The organism is Variovorax sp. GW821-FHT09A10 (assembly GCF_059418385.1).
Map to the genome: position 1 here is coordinate 64,341 of NZ_JBWKPT010000001.1, position 20,599 is coordinate 84,939.

17 protein-coding genes are annotated in these 20,599 nt (G+C 66.3%); 11 read left to right on the forward strand and 6 right to left on the reverse strand.

What is annotated here, in order from left to right; genetic code table 11:
• Positions 1-156 precede the first annotated feature (156 nt).
• Positions 157-1,041, forward strand: a complete 885-nt coding sequence (locus AC07Q9_RS00335; protein ID WP_062482221.1) for a LysR substrate-binding domain-containing protein — start codon at positions 157-159, stop codon at positions 1,039-1,041.
• Between the two features lie 10 nt (positions 1,042-1,051).
• Here AC07Q9_RS00335 and xerD read toward each other — a convergent pair whose 3' ends face one another.
• Together xerD and AC07Q9_RS00345 are read right to left on the reverse strand one after the other, a co-directional pair.
• A complete protein-coding gene (gene xerD, locus AC07Q9_RS00340; protein WP_495306854.1) occupies positions 1,052-1,966 on the reverse strand; it encodes a site-specific tyrosine recombinase XerD in 915 nt (304 codons plus the stop codon).
• A 67-nt stretch (positions 1,967-2,033) separates the two neighbouring features.
• Complete coding sequence (locus tag AC07Q9_RS00345) at positions 2,034-3,008, reverse strand: tripartite tricarboxylate transporter substrate binding protein BugE (protein ID WP_495269516.1); 975 nt, start codon at positions 3,006-3,008, stop codon at positions 2,034-2,036.
• 116 nt (positions 3,009-3,124) lie between these two features.
• On the opposite strand from AC07Q9_RS00345, the gene AC07Q9_RS00350 reads away from it, so the two are divergent.
• From AC07Q9_RS00350 to AC07Q9_RS00365, 4 genes are all read left to right on the forward strand, one after another.
• Positions 3,125-4,042, forward strand: coding sequence for an AEC family transporter (locus tag AC07Q9_RS00350; protein WP_495306855.1), 918 nt, complete (start codon positions 3,125-3,127; stop codon positions 4,040-4,042).
• Positions 4,043-4,313: 271 nt separating this feature from the next.
• A complete protein-coding gene (locus tag AC07Q9_RS00355; protein WP_495306856.1) occupies positions 4,314-6,905 on the forward strand; it encodes a type VI secretion system Vgr family protein in 2,592 nt (863 codons plus the stop codon).
• A complete protein-coding gene (locus AC07Q9_RS00360) occupies positions 6,905-8,740 on the forward strand; it encodes an esterase/lipase family protein (protein ID WP_495306857.1) in 1,836 nt (611 codons plus the stop codon). Before AC07Q9_RS00355 ends, AC07Q9_RS00360 begins: the two co-directional genes overlap by 1 nt.
• A gap of 18 nt (positions 8,741-8,758) precedes the next feature.
• The gene (locus AC07Q9_RS00365; RefSeq protein ID WP_495306858.1) at positions 8,759-9,724 is read left to right on the forward strand and encodes a T6SS immunity protein Tli4 family protein; all 966 of its coding nucleotides are present in this window, start codon (positions 8,759-8,761) and stop codon (positions 9,722-9,724) included.
• A gap of 491 nt (positions 9,725-10,215) precedes the next feature.
• On the opposite strand, the gene AC07Q9_RS00370 is transcribed toward AC07Q9_RS00365, so the two are convergent.
• The 4 genes from AC07Q9_RS00370 to AC07Q9_RS00385 form a co-directional block, all read right to left on the reverse strand.
• On the reverse strand, positions 10,216-11,634 hold the full coding sequence (locus tag AC07Q9_RS00370) for a carotenoid oxygenase family protein (RefSeq protein ID WP_495308197.1): 1,419 nt from the start codon (positions 11,632-11,634) through the stop codon (positions 10,216-10,218).
• Between the two features lie 26 nt (positions 11,635-11,660).
• The gene (locus tag AC07Q9_RS00375) at positions 11,661-12,701 is read right to left on the reverse strand and encodes a MerR family transcriptional regulator (RefSeq protein ID WP_495306859.1); all 1,041 of its coding nucleotides are present in this window, start codon (positions 12,699-12,701) and stop codon (positions 11,661-11,663) included.
• Between the two features lie 102 nt (positions 12,702-12,803).
• Positions 12,804-13,556, reverse strand: coding sequence for a sulfite exporter TauE/SafE family protein (locus AC07Q9_RS00380; protein WP_159272489.1), 753 nt, complete (start codon positions 13,554-13,556; stop codon positions 12,804-12,806).
• A 46-nt stretch (positions 13,557-13,602) separates the two neighbouring features.
• Positions 13,603-14,856: an MFS transporter gene (locus AC07Q9_RS00385; RefSeq protein ID WP_495306860.1), complete on the reverse strand. Its 1,254-nt coding sequence runs from the start codon at positions 14,854-14,856 to the stop codon at positions 13,603-13,605.
• 89 nt (positions 14,857-14,945) lie between these two features.
• Between AC07Q9_RS00385 and AC07Q9_RS00390 the strand changes: the two genes are divergently transcribed.
• The 6 genes from AC07Q9_RS00390 (at position 14,946) to AC07Q9_RS00415 (ending at position 20,596) form a co-directional block, all read left to right on the forward strand.
• Positions 14,946-15,839: an AraC family transcriptional regulator gene (locus AC07Q9_RS00390; RefSeq protein WP_495306861.1), complete on the forward strand. Its 894-nt coding sequence runs from the start codon at positions 14,946-14,948 to the stop codon at positions 15,837-15,839.
• A 65-nt stretch (positions 15,840-15,904) separates the two neighbouring features.
• Positions 15,905-16,591 carry a phosphatase PAP2 family protein gene (locus tag AC07Q9_RS00395; RefSeq protein ID WP_495306862.1) on the forward strand — a complete coding sequence of 229 codons (687 nt, stop codon included), beginning with the start codon at positions 15,905-15,907 and terminating at the stop codon, positions 16,589-16,591.
• Between the two features lie 164 nt (positions 16,592-16,755).
• Positions 16,756-16,998: an acyl carrier protein gene (locus AC07Q9_RS00400; protein ID WP_070059577.1), complete on the forward strand. Its 243-nt coding sequence runs from the start codon at positions 16,756-16,758 to the stop codon at positions 16,996-16,998.
• The gene (locus AC07Q9_RS00405; protein ID WP_495306863.1) at positions 16,995-18,212 is read left to right on the forward strand and encodes a beta-ketoacyl-[acyl-carrier-protein] synthase family protein; all 1,218 of its coding nucleotides are present in this window, start codon (positions 16,995-16,997) and stop codon (positions 18,210-18,212) included. The genes AC07Q9_RS00400 and AC07Q9_RS00405 overlap by 4 nt, the downstream gene beginning before the upstream one ends.
• Before the next feature lie 122 nt (positions 18,213-18,334).
• The gene (locus AC07Q9_RS00410; protein WP_495306864.1) at positions 18,335-18,802 is read left to right on the forward strand and encodes a DUF2501 domain-containing protein; all 468 of its coding nucleotides are present in this window, start codon (positions 18,335-18,337) and stop codon (positions 18,800-18,802) included.
• Between the two features lie 63 nt (positions 18,803-18,865).
• Positions 18,866-20,596: a SulP family inorganic anion transporter gene (locus tag AC07Q9_RS00415; protein WP_492680960.1), complete on the forward strand. Its 1,731-nt coding sequence runs from the start codon at positions 18,866-18,868 to the stop codon at positions 20,594-20,596.
• The last annotated feature ends 3 nt before the right edge of the window (positions 20,597-20,599 follow it).

Genomic DNA, 20,599 nt, shown 5'->3' on the forward strand with positions numbered 1-20,599 from the left:
TGGTCATGACAACGCGAGGATTCGGGACGTCCGGCGTGTTTCTGTCGAGGCCTGGTCCGTCTTGAGCGCGAGTACATCACCGAGGCTCGCATCTATCCAATTCAAATTTTTTCGATGATCTATATACTGAAGCTATAGATCAGAAAGGCTCCCGCGATGCGCCTCACCCAGCTGCGTTCCTTCTATGCCGTGGCCCGCGAAGGCAGCTTCACGCGGGCCGCCGAGCACCTGCACGTGAGTCAGCCCACCATCACCACGCAGGTGCGCTTTCTCGAAGAGGCCTACCAGGTCGAGCTCTTCCACCGGCGCGGCCGGCGCGTGCAGCTCACCGAGATCGGCGAACAGCTGATGCAGCTCGCGCAGCAGATCTTCAGCCTCGAAGGCGATGCGGTGGCGCTGCTCGGCGATGCCGGCAAGCTGCGCACCGGCCACCTGCGCGTGGCGGCCGTGGGCCCGTACCACGTGACCAAGATGCTGGTCGACTTCAGCCTGCGCTACCCCGACGTGAAGGTCACGGTGAGCACCGGCAATTCACAGGACGTGCTCGACCGCCTGCTCGACTACAGCGCCGACGTCGGCGTGCTCGCACAGCTGGTGCGCGACGATCGTTTTCTGTCGGTGCCCTTCAGCCAGCACCCGGTCGTGATGTTCGTGCCCTCCACGCACCGCTTCGCGAAGCGGCGCAACATCCGCCTCGCGGAGCTGCAGGGCGAGCGGCTCATCCTGCGCGAGCAGGGATCGACCACGCGCAAGGCGCTCGAACTGGCGCTGGCCAAGGCCAAGGTCGAGGTCGACGTGGTGATGGAGATCAGCAGCCGTGAAGTGATCCGCGAAGCCGTGGCGCAAGGCCTGGGCATCGCGGCCGTGTCGGGCGTGGAGTTCGTGCCGGGGCCCAACCTGCACATGGTCGGCTTCAGCGACACCGAAATTTTTACCTACGCCCACGTGCTGTGCCTGGCCGAGCGGCGCGAGATGCGCATGGTGAGCGCCTTCTACGACACGCTGGTGCCGGCCATCGAGGCGCGCAAACGCAAGAGTTGAGAACGCTGCGTCAGCCGCGCGGATGGTGCTGTGCGTGCAGCTGCTTCAGGCGCTCGCGCGCCACGTGCGTGTAGATGGTGGTGGTCGAGATGTCGGCATGGCCCAGCAGCAGCTGCACCGCACGCAGGTCGACACCATGGTTCAGCAGATGCGTGGCGAACGCATGGCGCAGCGTGTGCGGCGACAGCGGCACGTGGATGCCCGCTGCAGCGGCCTGCTTCTTCACGATGACCCAGAACATCACGCGCGTCATGCCCGCGCCGCGCGCGGTCACGAACAGGTCGGGCGTCTGCTGGCCGTCGAGGATCACGGGACGCGACTCGTCGAGGTAGCGCTCGATCCAGCGCCGGGCCTCGCCGCCGAAGGGCACGAGGCGCTCCTTGTTGCCCTTGCCGAGCACGCGCAGCACCCCGTCGTTGAGGCTCATATCGATCGCCTTCAGCGCCACCAGCTCGCTCACGCGCAGGCCGCTCGCGTACATCAGCTCCAGCATCGCGCGGTCGCGCAGGCCGAGCGGGCTCTCGACATCGGGTGCGGCCAGCAGGTCGTCGACCTGCTTCTCGGACAGCGTCTTGATCGCGCGCGGCATCTGGCGCGCCGGCATCAGGCGGATGCTCGGGTCGGCCGTGATGCGCCGCTCGCGCAGCGCCCAGCGGTAGTAGCGCTTGAACACCGTGAGCCGGCGGTTCGCCGAAGTCGCCTTGCCCTTGGCGGACAGGCGCACGCCCATGTAGGCCTGCAGGTCGGTCTCGCGCGCGGCGTCCAGGCCCATGCCGCCGCGCTGTTCGCGCAGCCACTGCGCGAACAGCGCGAGGTCGCGGCGGTAGGCGGCCAGCGTGTTCTTCGACAGCCCGTCCTCGAGCCAGAGGGCGTCGATGAAGGTGTCGATGTCGGCGGTGGGGGGAGCGGCGGCGGCCTCGGTCATGCGGTGCAAGATAACAAAAGAAAAAGCCGCCCGGAACGCGGGCGGCTTTCGGGGGAAGCGAAGCCGGTCAGTCGAGCTTGAGGTTCTGCTTCTTCACGACCTGCTTGTACACGTCGAACTCGGCCTTGATCTGCGCGGCGAACTGGTCGGGCGTGTTGGCCACGATCAGCGAGCCGGTGTCTTCGATGCGCTTCTTCACGGCCGGATCTTCCACTGCCTTCTTCACGCCCGCGTTGATCTTGTCGACCACTTCCTTCGGCAGGCCCTTCGGGCCGAGGATGCCGTAGTAGGCCATGCGGTTGACCGGCTCCAGGCCGACTTCCTTGAAGGTCGGCACGTTCGGCAGGCCGGCCACGCGCGTCGGCGCCGACACCACGATCGGCACCAGGCGCCCGCTCTGGATGAAGGGCATCGCCGAGGGCAGGTTGTCGAAGATGATCGGCACCTGGCCGGCCACCACGTCGTTCAGCGCCGGGCCCGCGCCGCGGTACGGGATGTGCGTGACGAAGGTGGTGGTCAGGCTCTTGTACAGCTCCATCAGCAGGTGGCCGATGCCGCCCGTGCCCGACGAGGCGTACGAATACTTGCCCGGGTTCTTCTTCAGCTCGGCCACGAACTCGGCGTAGTTCTTGGCCGGGAAGCTCGGGTTCACCGCGATCACGTTCGGCGTGGCCGCGATGTTGATGATCGGCGTGAAGTCGGTGATCGGGTCGTACGGCGTCTTCGGGTTGATGGCCGGGTTGGCCGCCGTGCTCGACACCGTGGCCACGCCCAACTTGTAGCCGTCGGCCGGTGCGCGCGCCGTTTCGGCCGCGCCCACGATGCCGCCGCCACCGGCGCGGTTGATCACCACCACGGGCTGGCCCAGCACCTTGCCCAGCGGGTCGGCGATCACGCGCGCCACGATGTCCGTCGTGCCGCCGGGTGCGAACGGCACGCTCAGTTCGACCGGCTTGTTGGGATAGCCTTGCGCAAAACTCTGGCCTGCCACTGCGACCAGCGCGGCGGCGCCCGCAAGCGCGCTCCATTGACGACGTTGCATCGATAACTCCTTGACTAGACGGGACCGGCCGGGGCGGCCGGAAAAAAGCGAAGCCCGGATGCTAGCGGGTCGGGGCTTTCCGTCATGCTGTGGAATACCCACGGTTGTGCCGGTTTATGCTCGAAGCGGTGAACTACGCGCAGCTGCTCTTCCCCGATTTCTCCCTCATCGCCATCGGCTGGCTCCTGTGCCGCTACACCGCGCTCGACCGCCGCGTGTGGGACCAGGTCGAGAGCCTGGTGTATTACTTTCTATTTCCCGTCCTGCTGTTCCATTCGATCGTGCGCAGCCCGCTCGACTTCGGTGCGACCTCGAGCCTGCTGACCGCGGGCGTGGGCGTCGGGCTGGCCGGCATCGCGATGGCGTATGCCCTGCCCTTCGTGCCGGGCCTGCGCACGCACATCGACCGGCACGACCACGCCGCGAGCGCGCAGATCGCGTTTCGCTTCAACTCCTTCATCTGCCTGGCGCTGGCCGAGCGGCTGGCCGGGCCCGAGGGCCTGCTGCTGATCGCGGTGTTGATCGGCGTGTGCGTGCCGATGTTCAACATCGCTGCCGTGTGGCCGATGACGCGGCATGCGCAGACCGGCTTCGTGCGGCAGCTGGTGCGCAACCCGCTGATCGTGGCGACGCTGGCGGGGCTGCTGGCCAATGTGCTGGGGCTCACGGTGCCTGGCTGGTTGACGCCGACGCTCACGCGGATCGGGGCTGCGTCGCTGGCGTTGGGGTTGCTTGCGGCGGGGGCGGGGATGCAGTTCGCGACGTTGGGGAGGGGGAAGGTGTTGGCGGTGTCTGTGCTGGCGATACGGCATTTCTTTTTGCCGCTCGTGGCTTGGGGGTTGTCGCTTGCCTTGAGGCTGGACGTTACGCAGGCTTCGGTGTTGATGGCTTTTTCTGCTGTGCCTACTGCTTCTAGTGCTTATGTGTTGGCGGCTCGGATGGGATACAACGGGCCGTATGTCGCTGGGTTGGTCACGCTGTCGACCATTCTGGGGGTGGCAAGCCTGCCGTTTGCGCTGGCGCTGCCGCGGTAGATTGTTGGAAAGAAGCAACGCCCAGCGTGCGTTGTGCCTGCGGTCCCGCTTTTCTTTTGTAATCCTTGTCACGGACTCGCCGTGCACCGGATTCTGCAAACTACTTCGCACCCCCGCTGAGTTTGTCCGCCGGCAAGCAGCCGCGTGACCATTGTTTGCTTTGGTGCAGCGTGCACACGCCCCAGACTTTTTGACCGATCACTCGTCAAAAGTCCAGCGCGTGCCTTCCATATTCACCACATCACGAACCATCTCCGTCAGCAGCGCGGCCATGCCCAGCCTGCTGGCCGAACCAGCGCTCGAATTCAAGTCGCTCGACGGCAGCGAGGCGCTGGGGGAACTCTTCGAATACACCGTCCGGCTGCAGACCCCCGACAGCCCGACGCTCACTGACTTTCTGACGGCCAACGTACCGGTCAAACAGCTGATCGGCAAGGAGTTCTGCATCCGCATCGAACTCGACGGCAAAGGCCTTGGAGTGACGACTCGCACAGGTGCGGGGACTCGCGAAATCAATGGCTTGGTGACAAGTGCGCGGTTTGTGCAGCACGAAAACCGTCGAGGCATTTACGAAATCGTTCTGCGGCCCTGGCTGGTTCTAGCCACACACACCAGCGACTACAAGATCTTTCAGAACAGGACCCCGCTGCAGATCGTCGAAGAGGTGCTCGCCGACTACAGCTTTCCGACCGAAAAGCGGGTGACCCATCGCTATCCGCAGCGAGTGTTTCAGGTCCAGTATGGCGAAACGGACTTCGAATTCATCACGCGGCTGATGCAGGAATTCGGTCTCTACTATTTCTTTGAGCACAGGGACGGCGCGCACAAACTGGTGCTGGTGGACGATGCCGGCGCACACGCGAGATTCGAGAGCGAGGCGTACCACACCATTCGCTACTACCCGCCAGGCCACAAGATCGATGAGGAGTATTGCCACAACTTCTGCAGCATCGAAAACCTGGAATCGGGTCGGTGGGTGACCGACGACTTCGACTTCACGAAACCCCGAGCCCGGCTGCAGCAGTCCTCCGAGATGCCACGCAACACGGGCAACAACATCCAAGAGATGTACAGGTGGCCCGGCGACTACACCGATCCGGGGGAAGGCGACGATCTGGTTCGGACGCGCATGGAAGCAACCGGCTCACCCGGCAGCCGTGGCAGAGGGAACGGCAACCTGCGGGCGGTGGTCACGGGATGCACCTTCTCGTTGGCCAACTACCCTCAGGACTCCGCCAACCTCGAATACCTGGTCATCGCCAGCAGCTTGCGCCTGCACGAAAGCGCACATGCCAGCGGCCAGGAAGACTACGTTTGCCACACCGATTTTCAGGTCCAGCCCGCCGGCAGCATCTTCCGATCGCCACAGACACAGCCCAAGCCCGGCACCATGGGTCCGCAGACGGCGATCGTCACCGGTCCCGCCGGGCAAGAAATATGGACCGACGAGTACGGCCGCATCAAGGTCAGCTTTCACTGGAACCGCTACTGCACGAAGGACGAACACTCTTCCTGCTGGATTCGTGTTTCGTCGCCCTGGGCTGGCACGCAGTTTGGCGGCACTCACGTCCCGCGCATCGGACAGGAGGTGATCGTTGACTTCGAGAATGGCGACCCTGACCGCCCCATGGTGACCGGGCGTGTCTACAACCGACTCAATATGCCGCCAAGGCATCTGCCGGAACAGAAAAATCTCTCGGGCTTTCGCAGCCGCGAACTGAGCGCGGATGGCAGCGGCCTCGCCACACGAGGCAACCATCTCGAACTAGACGACTATCCCGGCAAGATTCAGGCGCAACTCAAGAGTGATCACCAAAGCAGCAGCCTCAGTCTCGGGCACATCGGGCGCATTGAAGACACCACGGGCCGCAAGGATGATCGGGGCCAAGGTGTCGAACTGCGTACCGACGGCCATGGCGCCATCCGCGCTGCCAAGGGTTTACTCGTCACCACGCAGGCAAGGCCCAATGCACAGGCTCACATCACTGACATGGGCGAGACAGTTGACCGCCTGACGGCTGCACGCGATCTGCACGAGGGGATGAGCCAGACGGCACAGCAGACCAAAGCGCATTTGGCAGGCGATCAGGATGTCGTCACGAAGGTCTTGAAGGCACAGAACGATGCGATCAAAGGTGACGGCGGTCTCACGCCAGAAGGCCAGTTTCCTGAACTCAACGAACCTCATTTGGTCTTTGCCAGCCCAGCAGGCATTCACAGCGCCGCCGGCACCACCACGCACATCGCCAGCATCGCGCACAACGCCTTGACCAGCGGCGGCCATACCAGCATCAGCGCCGGCAAGAGCTTGCTGGCCAGTGTCAAGGACGCCGTGCGTCTCTTTGCCTACAAGGCCATTCGTCTGACTGCGGCCACGGCAGGAATCGACATCGTGGCACTGCAAGACAGCATCAACCTTGTGGCCAAGCTCAACATCAGGCTGGAAGCCAACAGGATCAGCATCACCGCCAAAGAAGAGATTCTGATCAACGGCGGAAGCAGCTACACCTGCTGGAATGCGTCGGGCATCGTGCACGGCACCAACGGTGTGTGGCGTGCGCAGGCAGTCACCCACAGCTTCGCGGGGCCCGACAGCCGGAATTCCGAGGTGAAGAACCAGGACGTGAATGCGCCGTTCGATCAGGAGGTAATTCTTCACCACCTTGACGACAAGAAAACGCCCGCCGCCAAGCAGCTTTTCGAACTCACCCGCGATGACGATCCAGCGCCGCCTGCCGGTGATCCGACCAGGAAGAGCGGCGCTACCACGGCCACCGATGGTGCCACGCGCCTGCAGCGCTCAGATGGACCGGAGATCTACCGGGTGCGGTGGCTGGGAAAAAACAAGAACGGGAACAAATGATGGCCGCACAAGGCGAAGACGAAGACGCGTGGCTGGATTTCAGCCTGGGGATGGGAGGGTTTGCCGATGTGGCTGTTACGACCACCCCGGTATCGGACACACGCAAGGTCCATGTGCGCGTGCCCCCGGGCAAACTCATTCCTGTCATTTTTCTGCCCGGCATCATGGGAAGCAATCTGCGCCTGTCGCGAGACCGCCAGACGCAGATCAAGCGCAGCGACAACCTCTCCTGGGGGCCTGACAAAACGGGGGATGCCCTGGCCCGGCGCAACGCCAGCCCTGCCGAGCGCCAGATGCGCCTGGACCCGGATGAAGTGGAGGTGGACCGCTACAAAGTCACCGACAACGGCGCCGAACGTTTCGATGCCACGGGCAACGAAACCATCAACTCCGATCAGCGCCACGACAACGTCCCCGACGACCTCGGCGACATCAGCAAGCTGCTCGTGAGCGACCCGAAGGCCGACCCCCAGCATCCTCTGGCGAGCAACCGCCAGAGCTTTACCGCGGCACAAAAGGCCAGGGCACGCGGTTGGAGCGAGGTCATGTTCGGCTCCTACGGCGACATCATCAAACGCATGGAGCAGCAGCTCAACGACATGCTGCAAGGGGCTGGGGATAGTGTGAAAGTTTCCGCCTCCTGGTCCAACAAGGACAACCCTGAGGCCCTGGTAGGAAGGCCACCCTCAAGCTTTGGAGGGCAAGGTGGTGACCCGTTGACGGAAGACGAACTCAAGAAGATCGGCGATTGCTGGTACCCCGTGCACGCCTTTGGCTACAACTGGCTCAAGAGCAACGGCGACGAGGCGAAAGCTCTGGCGCCGAAGATCGACAAGCTGGTGGAAACCTACAACGAGAACGGTTTCAACTGCCCCGGCGTCATCCTCGTGACCCACAGCATGGGCGGAATTCTGGCGCGCGCACTCCTCCGCACGAAGCACAGCAAACTCAGGAGCAAGGTACTGGGCATCGTGCATGGCGTGATGCCCACGACCGGTGCAGCGGCGGCCTACAAACGCATGCGCGCGGGCTTCGAGGGTGGCAGCCTCTTGAACGTGAAGGCGAACATCATCCAAGGTGTGCTGGGCGACAACGGTGCGGAAGTAACAGCGGTATTGGCCAATGCGCAAGGTGGACTGGAATTGTTGCCGGCAGCAGCCTACGGCACGCAGTGGCTGCAGGTGCAGGACCAAAGTGGAAAAGTTCTGGCTACGCTGCCCCAAGAAAATGCTGTGGATGAAATCTATACGTTGGGATCAAGGAGATGGTGGCGGTTGATCAATCCCGATTGGATTGATCCAGCGGAGCAGATAAAAATGTCTCCGAAGAAAGGCGGCAAGACCAAAGAGCAGATTGGCCCAGAGGCGACAGCCGAACGCATCAAGGAGGCCATGAGATTTGCCAACGCGATCCAGGACACCTTCCACGATTGCACGTACGCGCACTATGGCAGCGATCCGGATCAACCAGCCTGGAATGAGGTCGTCTGGCGCATTGTCGATGGCGACCCCGCCGCGGCGGGCCCGCCATCGACGTGGACGCTGATCGGCGACGACGGCACCGGCAGGCTGCGTGTTCAAGGCGCCCATGGAGTGGAACTCCAACTCAAGCTCCAGTCTCCAGATACGGCAGCGGACGGAACGGTACCCGTGCAACGCAGCGCGGACAAAGTGCAGGCCCGGATCAAGTTCGTCCAGACGGGCTACGACCACCAGGGCAGTTTCATGAACAGAGGCGCCATCGCCGCGACCTTGTATGGCATCGCGCGGATTGCCAATGCCTACGACCCCGCATGGTGGGCCAAGAAGGACTGGGACTATCCCCCACAACAGTGACTGACAAAGGAAATTTCGATGAACAAACGCGTTGACCTCTTGTTTGAGCGTACCAAGCTGCTGTGTTTCGGGCGTTATGTTCTGACAGCGCCTGCGGACTCACGCTTGGTATTCGGACGCGACTTTCCAACCTTGCCCAACCAGGCCGAGAACATCGAGAAGGTGATGCAAGCCCATCGAGCAAAGATTCTTGATGCGAACGATACCGCCGAAATCACTTACTTTGGCAACGGGCCTGCGCCCAACACACGGCTGATCCGGTCATACAAGAGCGTCTCAGCAAAACAGTTAGAACTAGAGGGTTTTCGCTTTTACTACCTGGTGGGTCCGCACATCTTTATGGACAGTGACGCAACAGCAAGAAGTCAAAATGTGACGACAAGGTCCCTGATCAAGGACGCCATCGAAACCGCCAAGAACCTGCGCGCACGCGAACCCGATGAAGTCCCAACGGATCAGGGCCTTTGCCACGAATACGGATTCACCCGCGATTCGACGTTCAGCAGTTCTCTTTCCCAGGTAGGGCTTCACATGGCCGCGCTGCCCGACGTCGTGTTCAGCGTCGAGAGCAATCAAGCCGCCAGCACGGAAGGCAGCAATGGCTACGGCCTTCTCAAGCTGATCGGAGATCGAAAGCGGGAAGCCGGGAATCGCTACCCCACGCTCACCACTTTGCGCGAGGGCAGAAAGCAGGTTCACGGCTGGGCGGGCGAAGAGTCTCTGGTGCGTTATCCCGACGGGACGCAGGAGTTCGAATGGCTGTTCGTCGGGGTCAGCGGCAGCATTGCGCGTCCGGCCCGCCTGAATGTGACGATGCACACCAAGGTCGCATCGGATCGCGTGGGTGGGGCCGCGGCTTCCTCGCTCAACGACGAAGAGGCCATCGCCCTGTGGGACAAGCTGCTTGAAGGGCTGAAGTTCCGGGTAGCCGTGCCCGGCGCACCCGCTGAGGCGGTTGCGATCACGCCAGGAAGCTCTCGATGACAAACAACCCAGCGCCCACGCGCCGCCGAGCACTGCTCTCGATGATTGCGATGACGGTCCTTCCCATACCGCCCCTGGCATCAACAGGAACCATCGCCAGACTTGACAGGGCCCCCGTAAACGGCCTTTGGCGGCCCATCGGCCCTCTACGGTCACGGGCTGCGCATGGCAACAGTTCAACCACCTAACCGCTGTCGGCGCAGTGACCGGACACGCACCATCACCGGTCGCGACTGTCTCCAGCACCAAGCCGCACTGCACGATCTCGCACCCAGACTCGCCGACAGCATGGTTCCTCGTCGACCGTCCAAAGCAGTAAGGCATTCCCAGGGATGCGCCCGCAATCTCCATTTTTTCTTCAACACCCCCACGATTTTCTTGGTCCTGATGAAGATTGAGTTGTCGCGGCTCACCACGCGGTAGACGCACCCCGTCGTATGGGGCAACGTTGACTCCTTCTCTTCAAGGTCATGCCGTCAAACAACTACGCACTACACGTTCGGCCTCCAGTTGCCGTGGAAGCCGAATGGCACGCGGTGCGGCAGCCGGGCTGTCGCGACCGGCGCGGTGCGCAGGTCGCGGGCGTCGAGCACGATCAGGTCGCTGCGCCGGGTCTGCTCGCGCCAGACCACGGCCAGGAGCCAGCCGTCGCCTTCGTCGGCGTGCGGTGCGCGCGGCACAAACACCGGCTCCGACACGACATCGCCCGGCGGCAGCGTGTGGAGGTGGCGCTCGCCTGTCTCCAGGTCGAAGCGCGCAAGGCTGTCGAAAAGCACACTCTCGGCATCGCCCCGGGCGCGGGCGGTCGCATGGCAGGCATAGAAACCGTACCGGGTGCAGCTGCCCGCGAAGCGCTCGTCGATGCGCGGGAACTCGCCCACCAGATCGTCGAGGTACTCGCGCCAGAAACCGTTGCCGGTACCAGCCAGATCGAAGGTCCATCGGCACAGGCGCGCGGCCATCGCGTGCGGATCGCCGGGGCGGCCCTGCGCATCGGGCAAGCCGGGCGCGGTGTCCGACTGCATCACGAGCGCGACGACGGTGTCGCCCTCGTCCCACGCGTTCATGACGTGGAACATGTGGCAGGCCTCGGTCTCGAACCAGCGCAGGGTGTCGGCCGTGGCACCGCGCTGCATCACGCCCACGTGGGTGCGCTTGCCGGCCTCCCAGGCCAGCAACGGCAGGCCACGCATTGCGCGCTCCACGCTGGAGGTCAGGGGCATGACCGGAAAGAGCACGTGCCCGCGCGTCAGCATGAAGTCGTGCGCCATGCTGGCGTACGGTGCGTCGAAGGTCTGCAGCTCGGTCACTTCGCACTGGCTGTCCATCACGCCGTAGAGCATGCCGGGCGTGCCGGGGCCGTCGGGTGAGTAGGCAAAGAAATGCAGCTCGCCGATTTGCGGGTCGAGCTTCGGATGCGCGGTGCAACGCGTGGTCAGGCGGTCGCCGAAGCTCTGGTGCCCTTTCGACGCCAACGTGAACGCATCAAGCTCGAAGGGCTGGTGCGATTCCTCGAGCGCGAACAGCCGGCCGCCGTGCCAGAGCATGCTGGTGTTGGCCGTGCCGCTGTTGCGCCCGATCACCGCCGGGTCGCTGGTCGCGGGGTTGCCGAAGGAGCCGAACAGCGCGCGACCGGCCTCGTGCTCCAGCTGCCACTTGGGCGTGCGCGCCCAGCGGTTGCGGTACGCCACCCGCCCACCGTCGATGTGAAACGCATGCACCATGCCATCGCCCGAAAACCAATGGTAGTGGTCGTCGCGAGGCGCATGCTGCGGGCTCGGCCCCACGCGGTAGAGCGTGCCCGAGAGTTCCGGCGGGATCGCACCGTCGATGGCGAGGGCCGCGATGTCGTGCTCCTCGGTGAGCGGGGCGTAGTTGCCGGTGAAGAAATGGGCGTGGGCCCGGGGCATGGCGGTCACTGAGGGTTCCTGGTCGTTCAAAGGGAATGAGGTTCGGCAAGCTGCGCGATGGCGCGCCCGATGTAGGCCGTCAGCGGCGCGTCGATGCCCGAGCCGGCGCGCAGCGTGGGATCGTTGCGGAAGGCCGCCTGCAGCTTCGCGTTCAGTGCCGCATCGCCGCCGGCCTTGGCCAGGGACAGCGCCTGCCAGCGGGCGGCCAGCACGCGCACCGGCGCGCTTCCGGGCGCCGCGCCCTGCCGCATCTGCCGTCGCACATCGGCGATCAGTGGGGGCCAGGCGTCGGTCTGCGCAACGTAATGCTGCGCGAGAAAGGCCATCTCCGCAGCGTCGCAATGCGCGCCGTACCGCTGCAGCCGCGCGTACGCCATCGCATGCGAGATGAACTGCATGCCGGCCCGGTCGACACTGGTCAGCGAGTGCAGCGCAGGCTCGTTCCAGTGCATGGCGTAGAGCTGCATGAGCAGGGCTTCGTCGCCCCCTGCTTCTTCGAGCAGCAGCGCGATCCAGCGCTGCGCGAGGGCCTGCGCCTGGGCGCTTTCCGGCGAAGCGCCCGCGGCGACCAGGGCATGGAGCGTTGCGGTCAGCTCGGCGCGCTCGGGGGCCACGGTGTCGGCGAAACCATCGCGACCAGTCTGGAGCCGGCTGAGCTCGTCGTCGCTGAAATACTTCGCGCCCGCGACCGTGCGCTCGAGGGCCACGAGCCAGTCGTCGATGGCAGGTTCGGTGTGGACCTGCAGCTGGGCTTGCAAGGTCTGCAGGTGGCTGTGCAGCGCCGTGGCCTGCGCGATCTCGCGTTCGAGCTGCGACAGCTGCTGCGCAACGACCTCCGACAGCCCGTCGGCCGCGCGGTCGAGCAGGCCCTGGATCTCGGCCAGCGACAGGTCAAGCCGCCGCAGCGCCTGGATGCGATACAGCCGCGCGACGTCGTGGCGGTCGTAGAGACGGTAGCCGCCGTCCGAGCGCTGCGACGGCGCCAGCAGGCCGATGTCGTCGTAGTGCCGTAGCGCGCGCACGGTGAGCCCGGTGCGCCGGGCCAGTTCGCCAATCCTCAGGTACATGCCTTCCCTCTCAAGTTGAAGGCATCGTAGAGCGTGCCGTTACGAGAGGGTCAAGCGACTTTCGCGAAAAAAGAGGTGCGCCGTCTTACGCCGGCGCGGGCGTCAGCTGCGTTGCAGCAACGCGGGCACCGCGGACGCCAGCATCGCGATGCCCGACAAGGTCAGGAGGCTCAACACGATCTTGCGAAACGCCGCTTCGCTGATCCCGATGTAAAGCCGCGCACCCAACAACACCGGCACTGCAACAGCCGCCGCGACCAATGCCAAAAGAGGCACCACAGAACGCCCAATACTCCCACTCGCCACATGCACCGCAAATGCCACAGCCAGCATCGAGAGATTGAAGTTCTGGATCACAGCACGTTGCGTGTCGCGCTGAAAGCCGCGCAGCGTGCACCACAACGTAGGCACGACACCCGAGAAGCCCCCGATGCCCGCCATCACGCCGCCGATGGCCCCCGCCACGCCGTCCGCCGCGCGACCGCCAAAAGTGATCTTCGGCAGGTGCTGCGACATCAGCATGGCCGGGCACCACAGCACCAGCAGCGTGCCCAGGCACACCTTGAACAGCACGATGTCCAGGTGCGGCAGCAGCCAGACACCGAAGGGCACGCCGACCAGTCCGCCAAGCACGAAGGGCCAGAGGATGCGTTTGTCGAAAGACCGCCGCACCGTGAGCGCCGCGATCACCTGCCCCGTGAGCGCCCCGAACAGCGCGAGCACCGCAGCCAGTTGCGGCTCCAGCGTCCAGGCCCACACAGACATCGCGACCATGCCGAAGGCAAAGCCCGACAGGCCCTGCACAAAACCCGCCAGCACAGCACCGACGATCACATAGACATACAAGGCTTGCATGCGGCCGATGATAGGGGCCGCATCGCTTGCTTCACTCTCCGTGGGTTTATGCCGACGCAGGCACCAGCGCCGTGCGACGCACGCGCCGCACATTGAAGGCACTGGCGATCAGCACGCCCTGCACCAGCGCCAGCCCGACGATCACGCTCGTGTACTGGCCGTGGTCCATCAGCCGGCCGAACACCAGCGGCGCCACGGCCTGGCCGATGTCCAGGCCCGCATACACCACGCCGTAGACGCGCCCTGTGGCATTGGGCGGCGTCGACTTCTTCACCAGCAGGTCGCGCGACGGCCCGGCGATGCCCGAGACGAAACCCATCGCGCCGAACAGCACCGGCACCATCACCGGCGGAAACTGTGCAAAGGCCAGCACCAGTGCCAGCGCCGCCGCCACGCCAAAGCCCGCGCCCACGATGCGCTCGCAACGCGAGGGGTCGGAGGCCAGGAAACCGCCCACCACCATGCCGGCCGCGCTCGCCACCATGTAGACCGTGAGACACACCGCCACCAGCGCCACGGGCACCGCGTGCAGATGGCCCGCAGCCACGGGCGCGAAGGTCTGCACCACGCTGATCACGGCGGCGTAGAAAAAGAAGAAGCCGAAGCACATCCACACGGCCGGGATGCGCAGGAAGTCGAACTCGCCGCCCACCGGCGCGGGCTCGCCGTGCCCCGTGGCCTTGTGCACGGCCGCCGCGTCGAGCGCCAGCACGCCGCGGTAGATCCACAGGATCAGCAGCACCACGATCGCCACCACACCGGCCGAGGCCAGCGCCACGCGCCACGAGAAGGCAATGGCGATCGGCACCACGAAGGCCGGCGCCAGCGCCCAGCCCAGGCTGCCGGTGATGCCGTGCACGCTGTAGGCATGGCCCAGCCGCGTGGGCGCGACCTTGCGGTTGAACAGCGTGTAGTCCACCGGGTGGAACACGCCGTTGCCGATGCCGCCGACCACCGCGCACGCCAGCAGCATCCAGTAGCTTTGCGCCATGGCATAGCCGAAGGCCGCGAGCCCCAGCGCGCCCAGCCCGACGAACAGCACCGGGCGCGGGCCCAGCTTGTCGACGATGAAGCCCGAGGCCGCCTGCACGATGCACGAGACCACGAAGAACACGGTGAGCACCGCGCCGAGTTCGACATAGCTCACCTGGAACGCATCCTTGAGCCACGGGAACAGCGGCGCCAGGATCAGCTGGCTGAAGTGGCTCACCGCATGCGCCAGGCCGACCAGCCCGATCAGTTGGGCGTCGCTGCGCAAGGAGGGGGCGGGGGCCGCGTTCGGGGTGGAAGTGGATGACATGGATTGCTACAAAAAACCGGGGGGAGCACCGATGCTATGCGGCGCCGACGCGGCAGAATGGCGATACAGCGACAACATTTGTCGAAACCATGCCAAGCGCCGTTCCCCCCCACGCTCCGCCCGCTCCCGAGCCAGCCTCCCCCGCCAAGGCGCGCGGCGCGCCCACCGCGCCGACCAACAGCGTGGGCCCGCTCACGCCGCACCTGTACGCCCCCGACGCGGTGCGCCCGCTGCGCGCCAAGGAACACTTCCTGAGCGCCGACACGCTGGTCGAGCTGCACGAGCACCCGTGGCCGCAGCTCACGTTCTCGACGCGCGGCGTGATCCGCCTGAGCACGCAAGATGGCAGCTACATCGTGCCGCCCTCGCGCGCGCTGTGGGTGCCGGCCAACATGCCGCACAGCATCACGCTGATCGAAGACGCCGAGCTGCGCACCGTCTACCTGCACGCCTGGATCGCGCCCACCTGGGAGAAGTGCGAGGTGCTCGAGATCAGCCCGCTGCTGCGCGCCCTGATGCTCGCACTCGACACCACGCCCGACGGCCTGCCGCCGGCCGACCCTCACGCGCCGCAGCGCGAACGCATGATCGCGCCGCTGCTGGTCGACGAGGTCGAGCGCGCCACGCAGATCCGCATCGACGTGCCGCTGCCCTCCGACAAGCGCCTGCGCCAGCTGTGCGAGACGCTGCTGCGCAACCCGGCCGACCGCGCCACGCTGGCCGAGCGCGCCGCCGCCATCGGCGCCAGCGAGCGCACGGTGGCGCGGCTGTTCCGCGACCAGCTCGGCATGAGCTGGCAGCAATGGCGCCAGCAGGCCGTGATGGCGCACGCGCTGCCGCTACTCGCGCGCGGCATGGCCGTGAGCCAGGTGGCCTCGGCCAGCGGCTACGCCACCGACAGCGCCTTCTGCGCCATGTTCAAGGCAGCCACCGGGCGCTCGCCCACCTCGTTCCAGCATCGCAAGCGACCGGCCACCCTTTGATGCCGCAGGGCATGGACGGGGCCCGCCATGGTGCTCTGGCAAGATCGGCGACCGACACCGACACCATGCACTCACCGATCCCCCTGCACATCGCGGCCGAGGCCAGGCCTGCAACGTGGACCGCCGACATCTGGCTGCGCATCCGCCGCCATTTCCTGCTGAAGGCGATCGGCACCACGGCCTTCACCTGGCTGTTCTTCATCGGCTACTTTCACCTGCTGCGCAACCCGGCCTTTCCGGTCACGGTGATGCCGCTGACGCCGCTGGACCACCTGATTCCGTTCCAGCCCTACACGCTCGGTGCCTACCTGTCGCTGTGGGTGTACGTGGGCTTCGCGCCGGGGCTGCAGCTCACGTTTCGCGAGCTGGTGGTCTACGGGCTGTGGATCGGCGCGCTGTGCCTGAGCGGCCTGGGCCTCTTCTACTTCTGGCCGACGCAGATCCCGCCGCTGGACATCGACGTCTCGGGCTACCCCGGCTTCGCGATGCTGCAGGGCGTGGACGCGGCGGGCAACGCCTGCCCCTCGATGCATGTGGCGGTCGCCATCTTCACGGCCGTGCGCCTGGCCGACGTGCTGCGCGCGGCGCGCACGCCATGGCTGTTGCAGGCGATCAACTGGGCCTGGTTTGCCGCCATTGCCTATTCCACGCTGGCCGTCAAGCAGCATGTGGTGCTCGATGCGGTGGCCGGCGCGCTGCTCGGGCTGGCCTTTGCGCTGCCCTCCCTGCGCTGGCGCCCCGGTCGTCGTTGATCCGGGGCCGCCCCGAGGATTTCCCTAAGGTCGAAGCGGATATCATCAATCACCATTGATCATCAACACAGGCCGAACGAGGAAGGGATCGACCCGTGGCCCGCCACCCGCAAGGGACAGGCAGCCCATCGATCAACGGCGGCACAAGACGACAGGCATCGCAGATGAGTTCGCTGAAGGAATTGCAGGACCTGATCCACGAGAAGTACGGCATCGAACCGTCCAAGCTCGACCCGCACGCCTCGATGCGTGAAACCGGCGGACTCGATTCGCTGGCACTGGCCGAATTCCTGTTCGCCATCGAAGACCATTTCGGCATCACCATGCCCGACGAAGACGCGAGCATCGACACCCTGGCCGAGCTCGCGCAGCTGGTCGACAAGGTCCGGGCCGCCAAGACAGCGTGAGCACGCACGAAGTCGCCGTCACCGGGCTGGGCGTCATGGCGCCGCATGGCGACGCGCCCGACGCGCTGTTCGACGCGCTGCTGCAGGGCCGCTCGGCCCTCGCGCCGGTCTTTCTCGAACTCCCCAAACCCGCCGCCGCCGCCACGGTCGCCTTCGACGAGACGCGCTGGTTCACCAAGCTGCAACTCGCGGGCGTCGACCGCGTGAGCCAGCTGGCCGTGGCCGCTGCCGACCTCGCCCTGCGCGATGCGGGCCTGGCGCTGGGCGATGCCGGCATCGATGCCGAACGCGTCGGTGTCTACGCCGGTTGCGGCATGGGTGGCGCCGCCGCGCTCGAGGCCGCCTACCGCGGCAACGGGCGCGTCTCGCCGCTCACCATTCCCGCCTTCATGCCCAACGCGCCGGCCGCCCACGTGGCGATGCGCAACGGCGTGCTGGGCCCGGTGCTCACGTACTCGGTCGCCTGCGCCTCGTCGTCGGTGGCCATCGCCGAGGCCGCCAAGGCGGTGCAGCGCGGCGAGGTCGACATCGCCATCGCGGGCGGCAGCGAAGCGCTGATCGTCCCGGGCGTGGTGCTGGCCTGGCAGGCCATGCAGACGCTGGCCGGCTTCCAGCCCGGCGAAGCGGCCGGCGCGGTGCGCCCCTTCGCCACCGACCGCAGCGGCTTCGCACTGGGCGAAGGCTCGGCCTTCCTCATTCTCGAATCGGCCGAACGCGCCCGCGCGCGCGGCGCCCGCCGCTACGCCACGCTGGCCGGCTGGGGCCTGAGCAGCGACGCCACCCACCTCACCAAGCCCGACGCACCGGGCCAGGCCCGCGCCCTGCGCGCCGCGCTGCGCCAGGCCGGCCTGCAGCCGCGCGACGTGGGCTACTGCAACGCCCACGGCACGGCCACGCGCATCGGCGACGTCGTCGAGCGCAACGCGCTGGCCGAGGTCTGGGGCGCCGACTTCGACGCCCTGCGCGTCAGCTCGACCAAGGCGCTGCACGGCCACATGCTGGGCGCGGCCGGGGCCATCGAGGCGCTGATCACGGTGCTCGCGCTGCACCGGCGCGAGCTGCCGCCCAACGCGAACTGCGCCGAGGTCGATCCCGACTGCCGGATGAACCTCGTCGCCCCCGGCGACAGCGCCGCACCCGCGCTCGAGGCCGCCATCAGCAACTCCTTCGCCTTCGGCGGCACGAACTCCGTGCTGCTGTTCCGCCGGGGCTGAACCGCGTGCTCTTGCGGGCCGTGCGCACCCCGTGGCGCTGTGCCCCGCGCGATAGAGACATTCCGGGCTCTCCGGTATGCTGGTGGGCGCTTCTCCCCCCATGTCCGTCCAAGGAGGCCACCATGCACGTTCGCTCCACATTCGTCGCCCTCGCCCTGCTCGCCGCAGGCGCCTCGGCGCAGGCCAACAACCTGCTCGACCAGCTGAAAGAACAGGCCGGCGCGGCGGTCAACTCGCAAGGCAGCAGCAGCAGCAGCAGCAACAGCGGCGCCGGCGGCTCCGCGCTCAGCGGCCTCAGCCTCGGCGGCTTCAAGATGCCCGCCATCGGCTCCAGCACCGTCGGCAGCGCCGCCGGCGTGCTCGAGTACTGCGTCAAGAACAACTACCTCGGCGGCGATGCCGCCTCCGTCAAGGACAAGCTGCTGGCCAAGATCACCGGCCAGAAGAAACAGGAAAACGACTTCGCGAGCGGCGCCAAGGGCCTGCTCAAGGGCGGCGACGGCAAGTCGCTCAACCTCAAGGGGCTGTCGTCGAAGGTCAAGGAAAAGGCCTGCGACTACGTCCTGAAAAACGCGACCTCACTGATCTAGGCTCTTTCTCTCTCTCTCCCGCTCTCCGCGCACGGCGTGCCCGCCGTGCGCGCGCCCCGCTTCATGAATCCGGCTTCCCCCTCCTCTTCCCCCGCACCGTCTCTTCGCCAGCGCCTCGCACGCTGGGTTCCCTGTCTTGGCTGGCCCCGCCCATCCGCCGCGCTGCTGCGCAACGAGGCCATGGCCGGCATCACCGTCGCGCTGATGGTGCTGCCGCAGGGCGTGGCCTATGCGGCGCTGGCCGGCATGCCGCTGGTCACGGGCGTGTACGCGGCGCTGTTCCCGGCGCTCATCGCCGTGATGTTCAGCTCGTCGCAGCGGCTGTCGGTGGGGCCGACCGCGCTCACCAGCCTGCTGGTCGGCGCGTCGCTCGCACCGCTGGCGGTGGCGGGCAGCGAGGAGTGGGTGGCGATGGCGGTGTGGCTCACGCTGATGTCGGGCGCGATCCAGATCGTGCTCGGCGCGGGGCGCTTCGGCTGGCTGCTGCGGCTGGTCAACTCGCCGGTGCTGATCGGCTTCACGCAGGGCGCGGCGGTGCTGATCGCGATCTCACAGCTGCCCGCGCTGCTGGGCTTCACAGGGCGCACCATCCCGCAGGTGCTGCAGGGCGGACCGCTGCCCGACCTGACGGCCATCGCCTTTGGCCTGGGCAGCATCGCCGTGCTGTGGCTGGGCAAGCGCTGGGTGCCGCGCTTTCCGACCACGATGGCGCTGGTGGCTGGCGCCGCGGCCATCAGCTGGAGCATCAACTACGCGCTGCGCGGCGGCGCCGTGGTGGGCGCCCTGCCCTCGGGCCTGCCCTCGTTCTACTGGCCCGGCCTGCTGCCGGCGCACACCTTCAGCGCGCTGGTGCTGCCGGCGCTGATGATCACGCTGGTGAGCTTTCTCGAAACCGCGTCGAGCGCCAAGGTCGACAACGGCCGCGCCGGCACGCTGTGGAACGAAAACCAAGACCTGATCGGCCAGGGCCTGGCCAAGCTGGCCTCGGGCTTCACGGGGTCGTTCCCCACCAGCTCGTCGTTCTCGCGCTCGGCCATCACGCTCTACGCGGGCGCACAGACCGGGTGGGCGACGCTGTTCAGCGTGGCCGTGGTGGCCGGCGCGCTGCTGTGGCTCATGCCGCTGCTGTACCACGTGCCCCAGGCCGTGCTGGCGGCGGTGGTGGTCACGGCCATCCTCGGGCTGGTGAAGCCGTCGAGCTTCACGGCGCTGTGGCGCATCTCGAAGCTCGAAGCCGGCATCGCCTTCGGCACCTTCGTGCTCACCATCGCCACCGCGCCGAGCATCTACTGGGGCGTGCTGGGCGGCCTGCTCGCCAGCCTGGCGCACTACATGTACCGCCACCTGCACCCGCGCATCATCGAAGTGGGCCTGCATCCCGACGGCAGCCTGCGCGACCGCCACCTCTGGAAGCTGCCGCCGCTCGCGCCGCAGCTGTATGCGGTGCGCATGGACGCCGAACTCGACTTCGCCTCCGCCTCCACGTTGGAGCGCGCGCTCACGGTCGCGCTGGCCGAGCGCCCTGACCTGACCGACGTGTGCCTGTTCGCGCAACCCATCAACCGCATCGACATCACCGGTGCCGAAGTGTTCGGCTCGATCCGCCGGCTGATGGAATCCAAGGGCGTGCGCCTGCACCTGAGCGGCATGAAGCTGCCGGCCATGCAGGTGCTGGAACGCGCGGGCCTGCTCGCACCGGGGCCGATGCTCTTCAGCTACCGCACCGACGCCGAGGCGCTGGCCGCGCTGATGCCGCGCATCGACATGCCCGAAGAGGCCGAAGCCGCGGCCTGACCG